14 protein-coding genes are annotated in these 20003 nt (G+C 65.1%); 5 read left to right on the top strand and 9 right to left on the bottom strand.

All coding sequences use genetic code 11. The features are described from left to right. Positions 1-27: 27 nt before the first annotated feature. Positions 28-645, bottom strand: coding sequence for a TetR/AcrR family transcriptional regulator (locus FJ490_RS08230; RefSeq protein ID WP_140670614.1), 618 nt, complete (start codon positions 643-645; stop codon positions 28-30). Positions 646-719: 74 nt separating this feature from the next. Here FJ490_RS08230 and FJ490_RS08225 point away from each other — a divergent pair, with 74 nt between their 5' ends. After that, positions 720-2003, top strand: coding sequence for an MFS transporter (locus FJ490_RS08225; protein WP_140880322.1), 1284 nt, complete (start codon positions 720-722; stop codon positions 2001-2003). Positions 2004-2090: 87 nt separating this feature from the next. Here the strand turns inward: FJ490_RS08225 and FJ490_RS08220 are convergent, their stop codons facing one another. Next, on the bottom strand, positions 2091-2372 hold the full coding sequence (locus tag FJ490_RS08220; protein WP_140729431.1) for a hypothetical protein: 282 nt from the start codon (positions 2370-2372) through the stop codon (positions 2091-2093). A gap of 199 nt (positions 2373-2571) precedes the next feature. On the opposite strand from FJ490_RS08220, the gene typA reads away from it, so the two are divergent. Further along, entirely contained in the window at positions 2572-4401 is a 1830-nt protein-coding gene (gene typA, locus FJ490_RS08215; RefSeq protein WP_140492867.1) for a translational GTPase TypA, read from the top strand. Between the two features lie 60 nt (positions 4402-4461). Here the strand turns inward: typA and FJ490_RS08210 are convergent, their stop codons facing one another. Beyond that, positions 4462-5088, bottom strand: a complete 627-nt coding sequence (locus FJ490_RS08210) for a DUF1062 domain-containing protein (protein ID WP_140524980.1) — start codon at positions 5086-5088, stop codon at positions 4462-4464. A 383-nt stretch (positions 5089-5471) separates the two neighbouring features. Here FJ490_RS08210 and FJ490_RS08205 point away from each other — a divergent pair, with 383 nt between their 5' ends. Beyond that, positions 5472-6086 (top strand): LysE family translocator, encoded by a 615-nt coding sequence (locus tag FJ490_RS08205; RefSeq protein WP_140524981.1) that lies wholly within the window; start codon positions 5472-5474, stop codon positions 6084-6086. Between the two features lie 3 nt (positions 6087-6089). On the opposite strand, the gene FJ490_RS08200 is transcribed toward FJ490_RS08205, so the two are convergent. Together FJ490_RS08200 and FJ490_RS08195 are read right to left on the bottom strand one after the other, a co-directional pair. Then, positions 6090-6413: a YciI family protein gene (locus FJ490_RS08200; protein ID WP_140492873.1), complete on the bottom strand. Its 324-nt coding sequence runs from the start codon at positions 6411-6413 to the stop codon at positions 6090-6092. A 126-nt stretch (positions 6414-6539) separates the two neighbouring features. Further along, positions 6540-7103, bottom strand: a complete 564-nt coding sequence (locus tag FJ490_RS08195; RefSeq protein WP_140524982.1) for a peroxidase-related enzyme — start codon at positions 7101-7103, stop codon at positions 6540-6542. Between the two features lie 135 nt (positions 7104-7238). On the opposite strand from FJ490_RS08195, the gene FJ490_RS08190 reads away from it, so the two are divergent. Next, the gene (locus FJ490_RS08190; protein ID WP_140729430.1) at positions 7239-12071 is read left to right on the top strand and encodes an NAD-glutamate dehydrogenase; all 4833 of its coding nucleotides are present in this window, start codon (positions 7239-7241) and stop codon (positions 12069-12071) included. Positions 12072-12302: 231 nt separating this feature from the next. Continuing rightward, the gene (locus tag FJ490_RS08185; protein WP_140518061.1) at positions 12303-13679 is read left to right on the top strand and encodes an MFS transporter; all 1377 of its coding nucleotides are present in this window, start codon (positions 12303-12305) and stop codon (positions 13677-13679) included. A 139-nt stretch (positions 13680-13818) separates the two neighbouring features. Here FJ490_RS08185 and purH read toward each other — a convergent pair whose 3' ends face one another. The 4 genes from purH to htpX all read right to left on the bottom strand — a co-directional run bounded on the left by purH (position 13819) and on the right by htpX (position 19892). After that, positions 13819-15435: a bifunctional phosphoribosylaminoimidazolecarboxamide formyltransferase/IMP cyclohydrolase gene (gene purH, locus FJ490_RS08180; protein ID WP_140729429.1), complete on the bottom strand. Its 1617-nt coding sequence runs from the start codon at positions 15433-15435 to the stop codon at positions 13819-13821. Positions 15436-15525: 90 nt separating this feature from the next. After that, complete coding sequence (locus tag FJ490_RS08175; protein WP_140729428.1) at positions 15526-17250, bottom strand: heparinase II/III family protein; 1725 nt, start codon at positions 17248-17250, stop codon at positions 15526-15528. 249 nt (positions 17251-17499) lie between these two features. Further along, positions 17500-18882 carry an RsmB/NOP family class I SAM-dependent RNA methyltransferase gene (locus tag FJ490_RS08170; RefSeq protein ID WP_246672620.1) on the bottom strand — a complete coding sequence of 461 codons (1383 nt, stop codon included), beginning with the start codon at positions 18880-18882 and terminating at the stop codon, positions 17500-17502. Beyond that, positions 18879-19892, bottom strand: coding sequence for a zinc metalloprotease HtpX (gene htpX / locus FJ490_RS08165; protein WP_140560732.1), 1014 nt, complete (start codon positions 19890-19892; stop codon positions 18879-18881). Before htpX ends, FJ490_RS08170 begins: the two co-directional genes overlap by 4 nt. Between the last annotated feature and the right edge of the window lie 111 nt (positions 19893-20003).

Raw genomic sequence — 20003 nt, 5'->3', positions numbered from 1 at the left:
GAGGTCGCAACAGCCTACCGCCAAATGCTATTTCTTCAAGCTCGCCTCGATCAGCAGATCGGCGTTGATCGCCACCGACGCCGCCGGGCCGCCGGCGCCGAACAACTGGCCGCTGATATAGGCGCCTTCGATCAGAAGCAGCAGACCGTCGCCCAGCGTGTCGGCGTCGGCGGCATTCATTGCGGCGGCCATGGCGCGCAGGCGGCGGCGCAGTTCCTGCTTGTTGTCCTCGCTCACCACGCGCGCCGGATGGCCGCGCTCGGGATACTCTACGGCCGCATTGGTCATGCCGCAGCCGCGATAGTCAGGCTTCTGCGTGCGCTTGCCGACGCGGGTCAGGAAGGCTCGGATTTGCGCGCGCGGATCGCCAGGATGGGCGTTCACCGCCTCGTCGAAGCGTTCCCAGAATTCGAGGTCGTATCGGCGCAGATAAGAGGCGGCCAATTCGTCCTTGGAGGGAAAGCTGCGATAGAGGCTGGGCTTGGTGACTCCGGCGCGCCTGACGATCTCGTCGACGCCGATCGCCCTGATGCCTCGCCGGTAAAACAGATCGCGCGCCACGCCGAGTATCTTTTCCGCCGCCTTTGGCGGAGCCGACGCGTGAGCGCTGCTGATGGACGGTTCAATTTTATTGTCTGGTGGCATTCGCGGTCTCGGTTGACACTGTTACCGATCGGTACGTATACATGTTTCCATCCTGCAACGTACCGGTCAGTAACATGCTAGCTCAATCCCGTCCATTTGGCCAGCGCTACGCTTTCGTCGTGGTCGCCGTCATCTTTCTCTGCCTGCTGATCGCGGCCGGCCTGCGCTCCGCGCCAGCCGTCATGATGCTGCCGCTGGAGGAAAGTTTTGGCTGGCGGCGCGACGTGGTGTCGCTGGCTGCCGCGGTCGGCATCTTCCTCTACGGCCTGACCGGACCGTTTGCCGCTGCGCTGATGGAGCGGATCGGGCTGCGGCGCACGCTGCTTGCCGCGCTTGTGGTGATGTCGGCCTCCACCGCGCTCAGCCTGCTGATGACCAAGCCATGGCATCTGCTGATCACCTGGGGCGTGTTTTCCGGCGTCGGCTCCGGCGCGGTCGCCACCGTGCTCGGCGCCACCATCGTCAACCGCTGGTTCAAGACCAACCGCGGTCTCGTCATGGGCTTGATGTCGGCCTCCAGCGCCACCGGTCTGCTGGTCTTCCTGCCGCTGCTGGCCTCGCTGGCGCAGTCAGGCGGCTGGAAGCCGGTCGTCACCGCCATCTCCGTCGCAACGGCCTGTCTGGTGCCGCTGGTGCTGCTGCTGGTGCCGGAACGCCCGGCATCGATCGGCATGGTGCGCTATGGCGCGGAAGCCGACGACGTGCCGCCGGTACCGCCGGCGGCACAAGGCAATTTCCTGACCCACACGCTGACCACGCTGCGTCGCGCCGCCGGCACGCGCGTCTTCTGGTACCTGTTCGCCACCTTCTTCGTCTGCGGTTTCACCACCAACGGGCTGGTCGGCACGCATCTCATCGCATTTTGCGGCGATATGGGCATCAACGAGGTGCAGGCGGCTGGCCTGTTGTCGATGATGGGCATTTTCGACCTGATCGGCACCACGCTGTCGGGCTGGCTCACCGACCGTTTCGATCCGCGCAAGCTGCTCGGCGTCTATTATGCGATCCGCGGCCTTTCGCTGATCTATCTGCCCTATTCCGGCTTTTCGGCGACCAGTCTGATCATCTTCGCCGTGCTTTACGGTCTCGACTGGATCGCCACCGTGCCGCCGACGCTGCGGCTCGCCAATGAAGCCTTCGGCGACCGCAGCGGCCCGATCGTGTTCGGCTGGATCGTCGCGGGCCATCAGGTGGGCGCGGCAACCGCCGCCTTCTTCGGCGGCACCATGCGCGAACTGCAAGGCAATTACGAACTGGCCTTCCTGATCGCCGGCATGACCGCGATTGCCGCCGCCTGTATCTCGCTCCTGATCAACACCAGCCGGCCGGCGTTCGACCCGGAGCCGCAGGCGGCGTAGTGCGCCTTCGGACGAGGGGCCGTCGGTCAGATTGGCGATCTTTCAATAAGGGGGAGATCGGCAGCTTCGCCAACGGCGCGCAGCCGATCAGTCGGGATAGCAGACTATCGGAACGTTGGGCCAAACCGCGCTATCGCAGTTGGCGCTTTGCTGCCTTTGCTTGAAGGCCGCGCTGACCGGCCCCGTCACCACCGGATCGACGCCATCGGGCGCACCCGCAAAGACCTGTTCGGCGCTCGGGATATCGCTCGGCAGAGCGGGCCGCGCTTCCTTGAGCGTCGCCGCGGATTGAGCGGCGCCGGCAGCCAGCAGCACGGCGAAAGCCGCAGTTGCGAGAATCGGCCGAAATTTGACGACTGCGTTGGTCATGGTGTTCGAACTGCCCGGGCCCGCAAAAGGTTCCCGCCTTGGTTAACAAAACCATTTCACATGGCGATGCTTAAGATTTGATGATTATTTGGTGTCGCGCTTCCTCTTTCGCAAATGCGAAAAACCCTGTATGAGCCGCGCAACACGAAAGAGGCGGCGCCTTTTGGCCTGCTGCCTGCAACGCTCCCGAGACCAGATCATGAACCTCCGCAATATCGCGATCATCGCGCACGTCGACCATGGAAAGACCACCCTTGTCGACCAGCTTCTGAAACAATCCGGCGCCTTCCGCGACAATCAGCGCGTCGCCGAACGCGCCATGGATTCCAACGACCTCGAAAAGGAACGCGGCATCACCATCCTGGCCAAGGCGACCTCGGTCGACTGGAAGGGTACCCGCGTCAACATCGTCGACACCCCCGGCCACGCCGATTTCGGCGGCGAGGTCGAGCGCATCCTGTCGATGGTGGATTCGGCGATCGTGCTGGTCGACGCCGCCGAAGGCCCGATGCCGCAGACCAAGTTCGTCGTCGGCAAGGCGCTCAAGGTCGGCTTGAAGCCCATCGTCGTCATCAACAAGATCGACCGGCCGGACGCCCGCCATGTCGAGGTGGTCAACGAGGTGTTCGACCTGTTTGCCGCGCTCGACGCCACCGACGAGCAGCTCGACTTCCCGATCCTTTATGGTTCGGGGCGCGACGGCTGGGTCTCGGAAAATCCGGAAGGTCCCAAGGACCAGGGCCTGTCGCCGCTGTTCGACCTCGTCCTCAAGCATGTGCCCGCGCCGACCGTGCATCCCGGCCCGTTCCGCATGATCGGCACTATCCTGGAAGCCAATCCGTTCCTCGGCCGTATCATCACCGGCCGCATCGAGAGCGGAACGCTGAAGGCCAACCAGGCGGTCAAGGTGCTGCACCATGACGGTACCCAGATCGAAACCGGCCGCATTTCCAAGATACTGGCCTTCCGCGGCCTCGAGCGCCAGCCGATCGAGGAAGCGCAGGCGGGCGACATCGTCGCCATTGCCGGCCTGTCCAAAGGCACCGTCGCCGACACGTTCTGCGACCTGAGCGTGAGCGAGCCGCTGCACGCGCAGCCGATCGATCCGCCGACCGTGACCATGTCTTTCCTCGTCAACGATTCGCCGCTGGCCGGCACGGAAGGCGACAAGGTGACCAGCCGCGTCATCCGCGACCGCCTGCTGCGCGAAGCCGAGGGCAATGTCGCGCTCAAGATCGAGGAATCGCCTGACAAGGATTCCTTCTTCGTGTCGGGCCGTGGCGAATTGCAGCTTGCCGTGCTGATCGAGACCATGCGCCGCGAGGGCTTTGAAATCGCCGTGTCGCGGCCGCGCGTGGTCATGCAGAAGGGCGAGAACGGCGAATTGCTGGAGCCGGTCGAGGAAGTCGTCATCGACGTCGACGAGGAGCATGCCGGCGTCGTCGTGCAGAAAATGTCCGAGCGCAAGGCCGAGATGGTCGAATTGCGCCCCTCCGGCGGCAACCGCCAGCGCCTCGTCTTCCACGCGCCGACGCGCGGCCTGATCGGCTACCAGTCGGAACTCTTGACCGACACGCGCGGCACCGCCGTGATGAACCGGCTGTTCCATGCCTATGAGCCCTATAAGGGCGAACTGCCCGGCCGCACCAACGGCGTGCTGATCTCCAACGAGCAGGGCGAGTCCGTCGCCTACGCCATGTGGAACCTGGAGGATCGTGGCCCGATGGTCATCGATCCGGGCGTCAAGGTCTATCAGGGCATGATCATCGGCATCCACTCCCGCGACAACGACCTGGAAGTGAACGTGCTGAAGGGCAAGAAGCTGACCAACATCCGCGCCGCCGGCAAGGACGAGGCGGTCAAGCTGACACCGCCGATCCGCATGACGTTGGAGCGCGCGCTGGCCTGGATCCAGGACGACGAGCTGGTCGAGGTGACACCGAAGACCATCCGCCTGCGCAAGCTTTATCTGGATCCCAACGAGCGCAAGCGCTTCGAGAAATCGTCCAAGGCCGTCGGCGCCGCGTAATTTCTGCTTTCTGATCGTATCCGGGAGGGGCGGAGCACAGGTGCTTCGCCCCTCTGCCGTTCATCCCCTAGCGGCAGATATGATGGCCTGCCGGTCGGGTTCGCCGGCCAGATCGACGCGGACCGTCGTCCCGTCGCGTGCCGGCTTGCGCAAAGCCTTGGCCCCGTCGCAATCGACAACCAACAGGCCTTTCTCCTCCAGGGCTTGAAGTCGCGACCGTGAGATGCCGAGTTCGTTGGCGAGCAAACGATCGAGCCGCAGCGATATCGGCATTTTGAGCCCGAGCCGGAGCTCCAGCACGCTTGCAGCTTCGCTTGTCCCGCCAAGCGCCGTCTTGTGCACGTCGACGTCGGGAAACTCCTCGACACGCCCCACCTGGCCGCGCAGTGCGGTCACATCGAATGCATGGCGCCGGGCAAGTGCTGCATCGTTGCTCTCCAGCGCCCGCAGCAGCGCCGGCTCGATTTCGCGGCGGTTGCGGCGCTCGAAAATGCCGAAATTCCAGGAATTGTCGCAGTTGATACAACGATAGATCAGCCAGACGTCAATGCGCTTGCCGTTGGCGTTGACGCGGAACTTTCCGCTGCTGCGATAGGCTTTGACGCCGCCGCAGCGATTGCAGGTGATCAGGGGACGTGGTGCGGTTTGAGGCGCGATCGTCCAGCGGATGCGCAAGGCGGAAGACATGCCGATAAGCCCTTCCCGTCGGGAAGTTCATCAGGTCGGCAATGTCGAGATGCCCAGGCGGGCACGGCGTGGCGGTAGGCTGCGGTTCTTGGGATCAGGCGTCGCGGCGCATGCGACAGCGGTTCAGCAGTGCCAAACCGGTCTCGAACCGCCGCCCAGAGGAACACATGAAATGGAAAAAGGCACCGTTGTGGCGGCGCCATGCATTGTGTCGGGGGAGTTGACGAGACCGGCGGTTACGTAGGCAAAGTGAAGCTCGAAATTGTTTCGCGGCGATCTATCTAGCCGCGAGATGCCGGGCCGGCAAGCATGTTGATGCTACCGAAACTCGATCGCTTGCGCTATTGTCTGGCATTGAAGGTTTTCAAGCCGAGATCCTCACCATGCATCTCACCTCGCTCCTGATCTTCGCCGGCGCGCTCTTCGTGGCCGCCGGTTCGCCGGGTCCTTCGATCGCGGCACTCGTCGCCCGCGTCATCGCCAAGGGGTTTCGCGACGTGTTCCCGTTCCTGCTCGCCATGTGGATCGGCGAGGGCATCTGGCTGTCGCTGGCCGTGTTCGGGCTGGCGGTGGTGGCGCAGACTTTCCATTTCGCTTTCGTCATCGTCAAATGGGTCGGCGTCGCCTATCTCGCTTACCTCGCCTGGAAGATGTGGACCGCGCCTGTCGAAGCGAATGAAGGCGAGATGCCGCGCGAGGACTCGCCCGGCAAACTGTTCTTCGCCGGCATGGCCGTGACGCTCGGCAACCCCAAGATCATGATGTTCTACCTGGCCTTGCTGCCGACCATCATCGACCTTGCTTCGGTGACGGTGGTTGGCTGGATCGAGCTGACGGCGACCATGGCGGTGGTGCTTGTTATCATCGACCTTGCCTGGGTGCTGGCCGCCGCCCAGGCGCGCAAGCTCCTGAAGAGCAAGCGCGCCATGAGAATTGCCAACCGCGTCAGCGCCACCACCATGGCCAGTGCAGCCGCGGCGATCGCGGCGCGCTCGTGACCGTCACATCATTTCGACGATCGGCGCGATCTCGACGCTGAAGGCCGGGTTCATCAGGATCGGGCAATCCCTGGCCTTGGCGACGGCATCGTCGATGTCCCTGGCTTCCACGATCGTGTAGCCGGCGGTCGGGTTGCTGCCGCCATTGTTCTCGACCTTGCCGTCGGGCAGCACCGTCTTCGACATGCCGACCGGATTGCCGCCGTCGACCACGGCCGAGCCGAGCTTGCCGTACCAGCCGTTCCAGGCATCCATCGCCGCTTTGCGTTCGGCCTCCTCGGTCGGCATCTTGCCGGAGCCGTGATAGACATAGAGAAATTTCGCCATGTTCTCCTCCCTTGTCGGCGGCATCGAACCGGCATGCGGTCATGCCGCCCGGCGATCATCGGACCAAACCGGCAAACAAGCAATGAGAATGAGAGGTGGCTAATATATGAGCAGGTAGCCTGCTCGTCACCTTGCCATGGCGTGGTACTCGGAGTTCGGGCGCATATCGATTGCCGCCGCCACCCGGTTCGACATGTTGAAGAAGGCGGCCGTGGAGGCGATGTCCCAAATGTCGCGGTCGGTGAAGCCGGCCATACGCAGGGCCGCGCGGTCGGCTTCGACGATCTTGGCCGGCTCCTCTGTCAGCTTGACCGCGAATTCCAGCATCGCGAGCTGCTTCGATGAAAGATCGGCGGCGCGGAAATTCATTACCATCATCTCGCCGAGCGAAGGGTCGCCCGACAGCTGCCGCACGGCGGCGCCATGCGCCGTCAAGCAGTAGTAGCAATGGTTGATGGAGGAGACAGCGACCGCGATCATCTCGCGCTCCAGCTTCGACAGGCCTGAATCACCCAGCATCAGATCATTGTACATGTCGGTGAAGGCACGCAGCTTCTTGTCGTCGAAGGCATAGGCGCGCAACACGTTGGGGACCAGGCCGAGCTTCTCCTCGCATTTGGTGAAATAGGTCCTGGTCGCATCGCTCAGCTCAGCGGCGGCGAGATCGAGCGCGGTGATCCTGTCGGTCATGGGCATTCCTCCTCGTTTGTCGCCGGCTGCCGCCGAATTGCGATAATTCTTGGCACGCCGTCAAACCTTTGTCGCCAAATAGCGGTCATCTGCTACATAGTCCGCAAAAGCATACGACTGGAGGAAAGAAGCGTCATGGCCAGCGTGAAATCGGCGAGCAGGTCGAAGAAGAAAGCCACGGCGATGCCGAAGACGCAGGAAAGGCCGGCCAGGCTTGCCGACTACCTGCTCGCCCGCGCGCCGGCGGAAGACATTGCCGCCTATGAGGTGGCCGACCTCGAACGCGCCGCGGATCTCGCCGGCCGCGCGGTCGCCGGTCACAAGAAGGGCGCGTGCGCCGTCGCCGTCGACACCGATTCCGGCGTCGTTCGCGAGGGCCGACCCGTCACGATCGTCACCGTCGTCAACGACAATATGCCTTTCCTGTTCGATTCCATACTCGGCGAGATCACCGAGAGTGCCGGCGAGCCGACCCTGGTCACCCATCCCGTCATCACCGTCCGCCATGGCAAGGACGGCGTCGAGGAAATTCTCGGCGACGGCAATTTCGCCAGGGACGACGGCAGCCACGACCGGCTGAGCGTCATCCATGTCCATATTCCCCGGCTGACCCCGGAGCAGGCGAACGGCTTGGCAGAGCGGCTGCGCAAGATCCTCGGCCAGGTCCATTCAGCCGTCAGCGACTGGAAGCCGATGCTGGCCCGCCTCGACCAGGCGATCTCGGAGTTCCGCTATTCGGCGGTGCCGCTGGACAAGAAGAGCGTGGCCGAGGCGATCGCCTTCCTGGAGTGGCTGCGCGACGACAATTTCACTTTCCTCGGCATGCGCGAATTCACATATGTCGGCGGCGAGGAAAGCGGCACGCTGGAGCGTGCCGACAAGCCTGGCCTGGGCATATTGTCCGACCTGGACGTGCTGGTGCTGCGGCGCGGCACCGAAGCGGTGACGACAACGCCGGAGATTCGAGCCTTCCTGCATGGGCCGGAGCCGCTGATCGTCACCAAGGCCAATGCCAAGTCTTCCGTGCACCGGCGCATCTATCTCGATTATATCGGCATCAAGACCTACACCGCCAAGGGCGCGCTGGCGGGCGAACTGCGCATTGTCGGCCTGTTCACGTCGACCGCCTACACGCGCTCGGTGATGAAGATCCCCTATCTCAGGTCGAAGGCCGAAACCGTCATCGCCAAATCCGGTTTCGACCGGCACGACCATTCCGGCAAGGCGCTGATCAACGTGCTGGAGAGCTATCCGCGCGACGAGCTGTTCCAGGTGCCGGTGCCCATCCTGAGGAAGCATGCCGCGGCCATTCTGGGCCTCGTCGAGAGGCCGCGCGTGCGGGCACTGGTGCGCGCCGACCAGTTCGACCGCTTCGTCTCCATTCTCGTCTTCGTGCCGCGCGACCGTTACGACAGCGTCGTGCGCGAGAAGGTCGGCACCTACCTCAAGACGGTGTTCGAAGGCCGGCTGTCGGCCTACTACCCGGCCTTCCCGGAAGGCGGGCTGGCGCGTGTGCATTTCATCATCGGCCGCTCCGGCGGCAAGACGCCGAAGGTCGAACAGGCGACGATCGAGGCGGCGATCCGCGACATCGTGCGCACCTGGGAGGATGCCCTTTCCGAGGCGGCGGAAACCAGCGGCAGCGACCCGGCGCTGAAGAGGATCGCGGCACGATTTCCGGAAAGCTACCGGGACTCCTTCAGCGCCGGTGTGGCGCTGGTCGATGCCGGGCGTATCGCCAAGATCAGCGCCAGCAATCCGATCGCCATCGATTACTATCGCCATGCCGAGCAGAAGCCGCATCAGGCGGCGCTGAAAATCTATCACCATGGCAGCCCGGTGGCGCTGTCGCGGCGCGTGCCGGTGCTGGAAAACATCGGTTTCCGCGTCATCAGCGAGCGCACCTTCGAGGTCGGTGACGACAAGGCCGGGAATAGCGGCCAGCCCGGCATGATCGATAGTGATCAGCCCGGCACCGTGTTCATCCACGACATGGAGCTGGAGAACGGCTACGGAAAGCCGATCGACCTCAGCAATGGCGGCGCGCTGTTCGAGGACGCATTCCTGTCGGTGTGGCGCGGCGACGTCGACAATGACGGCTACAACGGCCTTGCCCAGACCGCAGGCCTGTGGTCGGGCGAAATCACCATCCTGCGCGCCTATGGTCGCTATTTGCAGCAGGCCGGAATCCCGCAGAGCCAGGATTTCATCGCCGCGGCCCTCAACCGCTATCCCGAGATCGCACGCGGCCTGCACGCGCTGTTCATCGCCCGGCTCGGGCCGACGGCCGAGACGGAAGGCGTGGTGGCGGCAAAGCATCTCAAGGCCAAGATCAGGGACGCACTGGAAGACGTTCCCAACATCGATGACGACGCCATCATCCGCCGCTACCTCAATCTCATCGAAGCCTCGCTGCGCACCAATCATTTCGTTGCCGATACGAAAGCCAAGGGCCAGTCGCTGGCGATCAAACTCGATTCGCGTTCGGTCGACGGATTGCCCGAGCCGCGACCGTGGCGGGAAATCTTCGTCTACGGCTCTGAGGTCGAGGGCCTGCATCTGCGCTTCGGTCCGGTGGCGCGCGGCGGCCTGCGCTGGTCGGACCGCGCCCAGGATTACCGCACCGAGGTGCTCGGCCTGGTCAAGGCACAGCAGGTCAAGAACGCGGTCATCGTGCCGGTCGGCGCCAAGGGCGGGTTCTATCCGAAGAAGCTGCCGATGAGCGCCGGCCGCGACGCCATCTTCGAAGCCGGCACATCGGCCTACAAGAACTTCGTTTCCAGCCTTTTGTCGATCACCGACAATATCGGCCTCGACGGCGTCATCCCGCCGGCCGGCGTTGTCAGGCGCGACCAGGACGATCCCTATTTCGTCGTTGCCGCCGACAAGGGCACGGCAACTTTCTCGGACACCGCCAACGCCATCAGTGAAAGCCATGGCTTCTGGCTTGACGATGCCTTCGCCAGCGGCGGTTCGGCCGGGTACGACCATAAGAAGATGGGCATCACCGCCAAGGGCGCGTGGGAGGCGGTCAAGCGGCATTTCCGCGAGATGAACCGCGACATCCAGACCACGCCCTTCTCCGTCGTCGGGGTGGGCGACATGTCGGGCGACGTGTTCGGCAACGGCATGCTGTTGTCACCGAAGACAAGGCTGATCGCAGCCTTCGACCACCGCGACATCTTCATCGATCCCGATCCCGACATGGCGGCATCGATGGCCGAGCGCCAGCGCATGTTCGCTCTTCCCCGTTCGAGCTGGCAGGACTACGACAAGAGCAAGCTCTCCGAGGGCGGCGTCATCGTCTCGCGCGGCCAGAAATCGATCACCTTGCCGGCCGCTGCTGCTGCTGCGATCGGCCTCAACAAGACGACCGCCACGCCGGTCGAGATCATGAGCGCCATCCTCAAGGCGCCCGTCGACCTCTTGTGGTTCGGCGGCATCGGCACGTATTTGCGGGCCTCGACCGAGACCAACGCCGAGGTCGGTGATCGCGCCAACGACGCCGTCCGCATCACCGCGCTCGACGTGCGCGCCAAGGTGATCGGCGAGGGGGCCAATCTCGGGGTGACGCAGCGCGCGCGCATCGAATTCGGCATGAATGGCGGGCGTTGCAATTCCGACGCCATCGACAATTCGGGCGGGGTCAACTGTTCCGACGTCGAGGTCAATATCAAGATCGCGCTGGCGTCCGCCATGCGCAAAGGGTCGTTGACCCGGCCTGCGCGCGACAAGCTTCTCGCCGAGATGACCGGCGAGGTCGGCGAGCTGGTCCTGTCCAACAACTACCAGCAGACGCTGGCGCTCTCCATCGCCCGCAAGCGCGGCCTCGCCGACATCGCCCACCAGGCCCGCTTCATGTCGGCGCTGGAAGCACGCGGCCTGCTCGACCGCACGGTCGAGACGCTGCCCTCGCCGGCGGCCCTTGCCGAGCGCGAGACGCGCGGCGAGCCGCTGACCAGGGCCGAGCTCGGCGTGCTGCTCGCCTATGCCAAGATCGTGCTGTTTTCCGACATCGTCGCAAGCGACGTGCCTGACGAGCCGCATTTCGACCGCGACCTGATGGGCTATTTCCCCGACCGGATGGCGAAGAAATATGCCGCCGAGATACACGGCCATCGCCTGCGCCGCGAGATCATCGCCCGCGTCGTCGCCAATGAGCTGGTCAACCGCGGCGGTCCCTCCTTCGTCAACCGGTTGCGGGAAGCGACGGGGCGCACCGCCGCCGACGTGGTGCGCACCTTCGCCGTGGTGCGCGACGGCTTTGCCTTGCCGGCGCTTTACCGCGAGATCGACGCGCTCGACAATCAGATCGACGGCCAGATGCAGCTCGATCTCTACCAGGCGGTCAGCCGGCTGATCTACGTGACCAGCGGCTGGTACTTGAAGAACGACGCCGGCACGGCGCCGCTTGCCCAGCGCATCGCCGAATTGCAGGAGGCCCGCAAGGCGCTGGAGCCGAAACTCGTTTCGCTGCTCCCCGATTATTCGCGCGAACGGATCGACGAGAAGCGGCATGGACTGTTCAAGGCCGGGGCGCCGGACAGGCTGGCAGCGCAACTGGCGCTGGCCGATGTGGCGGAGCTGATCCCCGACATCGCGCTGACGGCGCGAACGGCAGGCGCCGACATCGTCGCCGCGGCGAAGGCCTTCTTCGCGGTCAGCGACGCCTTCCGTATTCCGCGCGTCGAGGAGGCGGCCCGCTCCATCACACCGGCGGACTATTACGACCAGCTCGCCCTGTCGCGCGCCACCGACACGATCGGGACCGCGCGGCGCGGCATCGCGGTGGCGGCACTCGTGAACCACGCCGGGGCAGCCGACCCGGTGGCGGCGTGGCTGGAGGCCGGCGGGGAGAGGATCGGCCGCACCCGCGAACGGCTGCAGGCGCTGACCGAGGGCGGCGACATCACCGTGTCGCGGCTGTCGGTGGCATCGGGCCTGATGAGCGATCTGACGGGGATGTGAGCCATCGCCTGACTTACCCTCGCCTAGGCGGGGAGGCGGCGCCGGCCCTCACCCGGACCTTCGGTCCGACCGTCGCACAAGGGGCATAGGGGTGGCGCCCTTGCTCCGTTGATCTGAATGAAGGCGGGTAGGCCAAAGAACGGCGGCGCGGCGCGTGTTCGTTTGCATGACCCGCGGAAAACATGCAGACATGGGTGAACCGCCAACGAAACGAAGGCGACCGGAGGGGACATGGCCGAAGTAGCAGTGCAGCGGGCGTCCGGGCGCGGCATCTGGGGGTGGATGTTGTTCGACTGGGCGGCGCAGCCCTTCTTCACGGTCGTCACCACCTTCATCTTCGGCCCCTATTTCGTTTCGCGCATGGCCAGCGATCCGACCACCGGCCAGGCCGTCTGGGGCTACGGCATCGCCGCGGCCGGACTGGTCATCGCCGTGCTATCGCCGATCCTCGGTTCGATCGCCGACCAGACCGGGCCGCGCAAGCCGTGGATCGCCTTCTTCGCGGCGATCAAGATCGCCAGCCTGGCGCTGCTGTGGCTCGCCGCGCCCGGCTCGAACCTGTTCCTGATCGTGGCATTGTTCTCGCTGGCCTCGGTGGCGGCTGAATTCTCCACCGTCTTCAACGATTCCATGATGCCGCGCCTGGTGCCGAAGAGCGAGATCGGCCGCATCTCCAACATGGCCTGGGGGCTTGGCTATCTCGGCGGTATGATCGCGCTGATCTTCGTCGTGCTGTTCCTGGCCGGATCGCAGGAGACCGGCAAGACCATCATCGGCCTCGACCCGCTGTTCGGGCTGGACCCGAAGCTCGGCGAGGATGCCCGCGCCACCGGGCCGCTGTCGGCCGGCTGGTATTTCCTGTTCATCCTGCCGATGTTCCTCTTCACTCCCGATGCCATCAAAGGCATCCCGATCAAGCCTGCGGTGCGCGAAGGCCTGTCGGAGCTGAAGTCGACCTTGGTCGAGGTGCGCAGGCGCGGCGGCATCTTCCGCTTCCTCGTCGCCCGCATGATCTATCAGGACGGCGTCAATGCGCTGCTGGCGCTCGGCGGCACCTTCGCGGCCGGCATGTTCCAGTGGTCGATCACCGAGATCGGCATGTTCGGCATCATCCTCAACGTCGTCGCCATCTTCGGCTGCTGGATCGCTGCGCGGCTCGACACCGCGCTCGGCTCCAAGGCGGTGGTGATGATCGCGCTGGTCATGCTTTCGGTCGCCACCATCGGCGTCGTCTCGACCGGCCCCGGCTTCACGCTGCTCGGGCTTATCCAGCTCTCGACCACCGATTCCGGGGGCCTGTTCGGCACCGCCGCGGAAAAGGCCTACATCCTCTATGGATTGCTGATCGGGCTCGCCTTCGGGCCGGTGCAGGCGTCATCGCGGTCCTATATGGCGCGCAGCGTTACGGCGTCGGAATCCGGCCGCTATTTCGGCATCTATGCGCTGGCCGGGCGCGCGACCAGTTTCCTGGCGCCGTTCCTGGTGGCGACCATCACGGCGGTGAGCGATTCGGCGCGGCTCGGCATGGCGGTTATCATCCTGTTCCTGGCCATAGGCATGGCGATCCTGATCAGGACGCCGTATCCGGCGGACCGGGCGGCGGAGTGATTTACCCTCCCCCTTGTGGGGAGGGTCGATCCGCGAAGCGGAGCGGGGTGGGGGACGGCGCTGGCCCCACCCCGTCTCACGAGCTTTGCTTCGCAAACATCGCTCGCCGACCCTCCCCACAAGGGGGAGGGTGAGGCGCTCAATGTCTGAAGTGTCTCACGCCCGTGAACACCATGGCGATGCCATGCTCGTCGGCGGCGGCAACCACATCGTCGTCGCGCATCGAGCCGCCGGGCTGGATCACCGCCGTGGCGCCGGCCTCGATGGCCGACAGCAGGCCGTCGGCGAAGGGGAAGAAGGCGTCGGAGGCGACGACAGAGCCTTTGGTCAGCGGCTCGGCCCAGCCCGCCGCTTCCGCAGCGTCGAGTGCCTTGCGGGCAGCGATGCGCGAGGAATCGACGCGGCTCATCTGCCCGGCGCCGATGCCTACCGTGGCGCTGTCCCTTGCGTAGACGATGGCGTTCGACTTGACGTGCTTGGCGACGCGGAAGGCGAATTTCAGGTCGGCCAGTTCGGCCGGCGTCGGCGCCCGTTTCGTCACCACCTTCAGCTCGAGGTCGTCGACGACGGCGTTGTCCCTGCCCTGCACCAGCAGGCCGCCGGCGACGGATTTGACGGTTGTGCCGATCGCGCGCGGATCCGGCAGGCCGCCCGCGGCCAGCAGGCGCAGGTTCTTCTTCGCGGCCACGATCGCTGCCGCCTCGTCGGTGGCGCCGGGCGCGATAATGACCTCGGTGAAGGTCTTCACGATCTCTTCGGCCGCCTCGGCGTCAAGGATGCGATTGACAGCGACAATGCCGCCATAGGCCGAGACCGGGTCGCAGGCCAGCGCCCTGGCGTAGGCCGCCTTCAGCGTCGAACCCTCGGCGACGCCGCACGGGTTGGCATGCTTGATGATGGCGACGGCGGCCGAGCGCGCCGGGTCGAACTCGCCGGCCAGCTCGAAGGCGGCGTCAGTATCGTTGATGTTGTTGTAGGAAAGCTGCTTGCCCTGGAGCTGGCGCGCGGTGGCCACGCCCGGCCGCTTGTCGCCATTGACATAGAAGCCGGCGCCCTGGTGCGGGTTCTCGCCATAGCGCATCACGGTCTCCAGCCTGCCGCCGAAGGCGCGCCAGGTCGGGTGCTCGATCTCCAGCGCCTCGGCGAACCAGCCCGAGATTGCCGCGTCGTAGCTGGCGGTGCGGGCAAAAGCCTTGGCCGCGAGCTTCTTGCGGAAATCCAGCGAAAGCGAGCCGATATTCATCTCCAGCGCATTGAGCACGGAGGCATAGTCGCCGGGATCGGTGACGATGGCGACATAGGCGTGGTTCTTGGCCGAGGCGCGGATCATCGCCGGGCCGCCAATGTCGATGTTCTCGACGATCGCAGCGTAGTCGGCGCCGGAGCGGCGGACTTCCTCGAACGGATAGAGATTGCAGACGACCAGGTCGATCGGCTCGATGCCATATTTGTGCATCGCCGCGGCGTGATCGGGATCATCGCGAACGCCGAGCAGGGCGCCATGCACCGACGGGTGCAGGGTCTTGACGCGGCCATCCATGATCTCGGGAAAGCCGGTGAGCTCGGAGACGTCGCGGACCGCCAGGCCCGCATCGGCGATCGCTTTTGCCGTGCCGCCGGTCGACACCAGCTCGACGCCGGAAGCGGCGAGCGCCCTGGCGAGATCGATGAGGCCGGTCTTGTCGAAGACGGAGAGCAGCGCTCGACGCACGGGAACGAGGTCGGGAGCGGGAATGTTCTTGGCGGCGACGGCCATGGGCGTGCTTTCACGGCTGGAGGGGCAGGCCCGCGCCGTATCATATGAGATCAGGAAATCAAGGCGCAAGCTCGGTCAGCGCAGGCGCGGTCAGTTGTTTTCGGGATAGCCGGCGATAGAGGTGCGGGTGAGCTGCCAGTGGACTTCGGCGATGTCGGACGGCTTGAAGGCAAGCACGATCTGCCGGCTGCGGCGCGGGCCGCCGAGACCGGCGAAGTAGATCGATTCCTCGACCTCCGGCACCATCTCGGTGCAGGTGAACACCCAGCTATCGGCCTGCTCGGCGGTCAGTACCAGGCGGTCATGCTCGTCCTGCAAAAGGTTGATGTCGGGATGGACGTGGAAGCGCACGGTGACGAAATCGCGGGCATTGTTGCGGATCGCCGCACCTCCAGGACGCTGGAAGCGGTCCCTGCCGGTCAGCACATTGCCGTTCGAGGACAGTTTCAGCTCGCGCTCGTGCAGGAAACCGAAGCGCTGGATATAGCCGTCATGGCGGGCGATGAAGCCTTGAACGCCCTTCTGGTCGATACGCTTGCACTGTACATGCTGCGGGCCGCCGATCAAAGGCGAACCCAGAAGATCGTTGATGCGCAGCGAATGGCTGAACCGCGCCGACGAGGTGTCGTTGATGGTGGCGGTCGAGTGCGCGGCGGTGGCACGGGCCAGGGGCCGGAATTCGGCGGCGCCATAGGTGTCGATGCCGGCATTGACGATGTAATGCTGGCGGCCCGACGACAGCTCGAACGCAAGGCAGCTGGCATGGGCGGCATTGGAGACGTGGACGGGCGGCGGCAGGCCGGTGTCGGCGATGACGGTGACGCCACCCATGGACAGCCGCTCATAACCCGAATGCGGTGCATGCAGCAGCGGCGAGCCGGCGGTGTCGTCGTGGCGCAGGATGCTGGCAATGCGGTCATGGATGGTGGCGCCCATGCCGTTGAAGCGGGCGAGGCTGCCGTCCTGGTGGCGAAAGAAGCGCAGCGCCGGCAGCATCCTGTCGATGGCGCCGATCAGGGCCTGTGGCGGCGCTTCCGCCTGGTTGGCGTAGGTCTGCCGCAGCGGCAAAAGGTCGGCGAGGATTTCCAGCACCGCCATTGGGTTGCGCGAGATGTGGCCGCCATCAGGAAGGATCTGGCGGTCCAATTCCTCGGCGAGGTTGCGGGTGGCGCCGCGCAGCGCCGATGCGGGCGCCGGCAGCGACAGGGCGGCGAAGGCGAGGGCGATGCGGGCGCGCAGCCTGTCCTTGCCGTCAGGCATTTCGCGCGCCATCGACCTGAGGTAGCGGATCTGGACGGCCAGCGATTTCAGGAAGGCGCGGTAGAACGGGAATTCAGCGCCTTGCAGCACGATCGAGGAATGCTGCAGCCAGGCGATAATGCGCTTGGCGGCCGTGCCGGGCTCCCAGGCAATGCCGGAAATGTTGTTTCCATGCGTGGCGATCCAGTCGGACACCAGCGCACGCGCATTGGCGGCGGCAAGCTCGGTGCCGGCGGCGCGCATGTGACGCAGCCAGCGAAAGCCATGCAGCGTCTTCTGCCAGCCGTAATTGGGAACGCTGATCTGGAAGGGCGACTTGCCGCCGGTCTCGACCATATGTCCCGACAAGGGATAGCGGCCATAGTAGATCTCAAGCGCGATCTGCGGGTCGGCCAGCCGCAGGTCCGGCGGCGCGATCAGCACCCGTTCGGGCGTGCGGCCGGAATAGCGCCAGCGATAAACCGGTCCGGCACGCAGGCGCCGGCGCGTTTTGCGCCAAAACTCCTTCGCGACAAGCGCCCACAGACGCGTCGTGTTGCCGGCAGCAAGTGCCAAAACCCCTCCTGATCGTCCTCTATCCCAAGGGCAAGCTTATCTGATTCAACGATTCATGCGAAGGCGAATTCCCGCGAGCGGTGACGCTGCGCCTGGCTTGGCCGCGGATGCTCCCCAAAAAAGTCAGCAACTTCCTATGCTTAAACCCCTGAGCGGTTCAGCGCCCGATGGGCATCCATACTCCGCTCCAGATCCTTGTTCCACGCAATTCCGGACGGAGAATCGTCACGCAGCTTTCGTGGACTTGCCTTAGCCGGCGCGACGCATGCGCGCGGCGAAAAAGCCGTCGAGACCGGAACGTTGCGGCGAGCCGAGATCGAGGTCGGCAGGTGTGGTGCGCAGCGTGCCTTCCTGCGTCAGGAAGGGATCGATGCCGATGATCTCGCCGGCGCGAAGCGGGTCGGCAACGACGCCAGGCGTCGCGGCGAGGAAGCCACGATAAAGCTCCTCGCCTTCGAGTGGGTCGAGCGAACAGTTCGAAAAGACGATCCTTCCGCCCGGCTTAACCAGGGTGACGGCGCGCGCGAGCAGCCGGCGCTGGAGATCGGCGAGCTTCTCGACATCAGCCACAGTCTTGGTCCATGGCACGTCGGGATGCCGCCGCACCGTGCCGGTCGAGGAGCAGGGCGCGTCGAGGAGGACGGCGTCGAACAGCTCGTCCGGCTCGTACTGGAGGAGGTCGGCCTGCACGATATCCGCCGACAGGCGGAGGCGTTCGAGATTCTGCGCCAGCCGCGCCAGCCGGTTCTTCGAGGTGTCGATCGCGGTGACGCGTGCGCCGGCCACGATCAATTGGGCGGTCTTGCCGCCGGGCGCGGCGCAGAGATCGGCGACGCGAAGCCCGCCGACATCACCGAGCAACCGGGCAGGCAGGCCGGCTGCGGCATCCTGGACCCACCAGGCGCCTTCGGCGAAGCCAGGCAGTTCGGTGACCGGGCCGGCAAGCTTCTCCACCCGAATCGTGCCGGTCGGCAGGGCAATGCCGCCGAGCCTTTCGGCCCAGTGCTCCGGATCGGCCTTGACCGAGAAATCGACCGGGGCCTCCTGGCGGTGGGCGGCGAGTATCCGTCCGGCCTCGTCCACGCCATAGGCGGCCTTCAAACGGTCGGAAAACCATTTCGGCGCTTCGTCGGTGGTAGCAAGGGCCTCTGGAAGTTCAGCCTCCTTGATCCGCGCGAGCGTGCGCAGCACACCGTTGACCAGGCCGGCAAAGCGCAATGTGCGGGGATCGGACTTGGCATGGGTGACGGCGAGGTCGACCGCGGCGCTGTCGGGAATGTCGAGGAACAGGATCTGCGCGGCCGCCACATGCAAAATATGCGACAGCGCGGTGGCATTGGCCGGCAGCGGTTTTTCCAAACGCCGCGCCAGCAGCCCGGCAATGGTCATGCGATAGCGCAGCGCGGTGACCAGAATGGCGCGCACGAGACCGCGATCGCGCAGGTCCAGCGCCTTGTACTGCGGATGGCCGTTTTCATGGTCGGTCAGGCCGTCGAGCGGCGTCCTGGCATCGATGACGGCGGCCAGCAGCCGCGCAGCCGCCTTGCGGGCGGCAAGGCCGGCAACGAACTCGCCGTCCTTTTTGTCTTCCTGACCACCTGTGCGTCGAGGTGCTCTGCCCGCCACGCTCACGACCACGGGCCCTTGGGCCCGGTCGGATTGCGACCCCATGGATTGGATTTGGGCTCTGCCGGCGGTTCCGGCGCGGCCGGCTTGCCCCACGGTCCTGCCGATTGCGGCTCGTCGGCCTGCGGCGGCACTGGCGCCTGGCGCTGCGGGGACCGCGATACACCACCGTCCATGCGCTGCGCCATCGCTTGCAGCGCGGCGATGCGGTTCTCGGTGCTCGGGTGGGTGGAGAACAGACTGTCCATGCGCTCGCCGTGCAGCGGGTTGATGATGAAGAGATGAGCCATCGCCGGGTTACGCTCGGCATCCGGATTGGGTATGCGTTCGGCGCCCCGGGCGATCTTGTCAAGCGCCGAGGCCAGCCACAGCGGGTGTCCACAGATTTCAGCGCCACGCCGGTCGGCCTCGTATTCGCGGGTGCGGCTGACCGCCATCTGCACGATCATCGCCGCAAAGGGCGCCACGATCATCGCCGCCAGCACGCCGACAAAACCGAACGGGCTGTTGTTGTCGCGGTTGCCGCCGAGGAAGAAGGCGAAATTGCCAAGCATCGAGATGGCGCCGGCGAAGGTGGCGACGATCGTCATGGTCAAGGTGTCGCGGTGCTGGACGTGGGCGAGCTCGTGCGCCATCACCGCGGCCACTTCCTCATGCGTCAGCCGTTGCAAAAGGCCGGTGGAAGCGGCGACCGCCGCGTTCTGCGGGTTGCGGCCGGTGGCGAAGGCGTTGGGCTGCGGATTGTCGATCAGGTAGGTCCTGGGCATCGGCAGGCCTGCCTGCTTGGCCAGTGCCTGCACGATGGCGTAATATTCGGGCGCGTTCTTCTCGTCGACCTCGACGGCGCGGTTCATCGACAGCACCATCTTGTCGGCGTTCCAGTAGCTGAACAGATTGGTGGCGGCGGCGATCAGGAAGGCGATCATCATGCCGCCCGTGCCGCCGATCAGGAAGCCGACGCCCATGAACAGCGCGGTCATCGCGGCAAGAAGCATGGCGGTGCGAAGTGTGTTCATCGTCTGCTCCCGTCCTGGTCGTGATGTAAGGGGGTCGATCCTCGTGGGCTCATCGCTATATGATGGGAAACGCCGGTACCCGTTTCAATCGGCCTGTTTCAATCCGCCGGA

The sequence above is a fragment of the Mesorhizobium sp. B2-5-11 genome (assembly GCF_006440835.1).
GTDB lineage: Bacteria > Pseudomonadota > Alphaproteobacteria > Rhizobiales > Rhizobiaceae > Mesorhizobium.
Note: the sequence above shows the minus strand (reverse complement) of the source record. Positions and strands in the feature narration are given on the sequence as shown.

Coding starts and splice junctions, on each gene's coding strand:
- FJ490_RS08230 (WP_140670614.1), bottom strand. CDS start 645: ATGCCACCAGACAATAAAATTGAACCGTCCATCAGCAGCGCTCACGCG.
- purH (WP_140729429.1), bottom strand. CDS start 15,435: ATGGCCGTCGCCGCCAAGAACATTCCCGCTCCCGACCTCGTTCCCGTG.
- typA (WP_140492867.1), top strand. CDS start 2,572: ATGAACCTCCGCAATATCGCGATCATCGCGCACGTCGACCATGGAAAG.
- FJ490_RS08190 (WP_140729430.1), top strand. CDS start 7,239: ATGGCCAGCGTGAAATCGGCGAGCAGGTCGAAGAAGAAAGCCACGGCG.
- FJ490_RS08200 (WP_140492873.1), bottom strand. CDS start 6,413: ATGGCGAAATTTCTCTATGTCTATCACGGCTCCGGCAAGATGCCGACC.
- FJ490_RS08185 (WP_140518061.1), top strand. CDS start 12,303: ATGGCCGAAGTAGCAGTGCAGCGGGCGTCCGGGCGCGGCATCTGGGGG.
- FJ490_RS08220 (WP_140729431.1), bottom strand. CDS start 2,372: ATGACCAACGCAGTCGTCAAATTTCGGCCGATTCTCGCAACTGCGGCT.
- FJ490_RS08225 (WP_140880322.1), top strand. CDS start 720: ATGCTAGCTCAATCCCGTCCATTTGGCCAGCGCTACGCTTTCGTCGTG.
- FJ490_RS08195 (WP_140524982.1), bottom strand. CDS start 7,103: ATGACCGACAGGATCACCGCGCTCGATCTCGCCGCCGCTGAGCTGAGC.
- htpX (WP_140560732.1), bottom strand. CDS start 19,892: ATGAACACACTTCGCACCGCCATGCTTCTTGCCGCGATGACCGCGCTG.
- FJ490_RS08205 (WP_140524981.1), top strand. CDS start 5,472: ATGCATCTCACCTCGCTCCTGATCTTCGCCGGCGCGCTCTTCGTGGCC.
- FJ490_RS08210 (WP_140524980.1), bottom strand. CDS start 5,088: ATGTCTTCCGCCTTGCGCATCCGCTGGACGATCGCGCCTCAAACCGCA.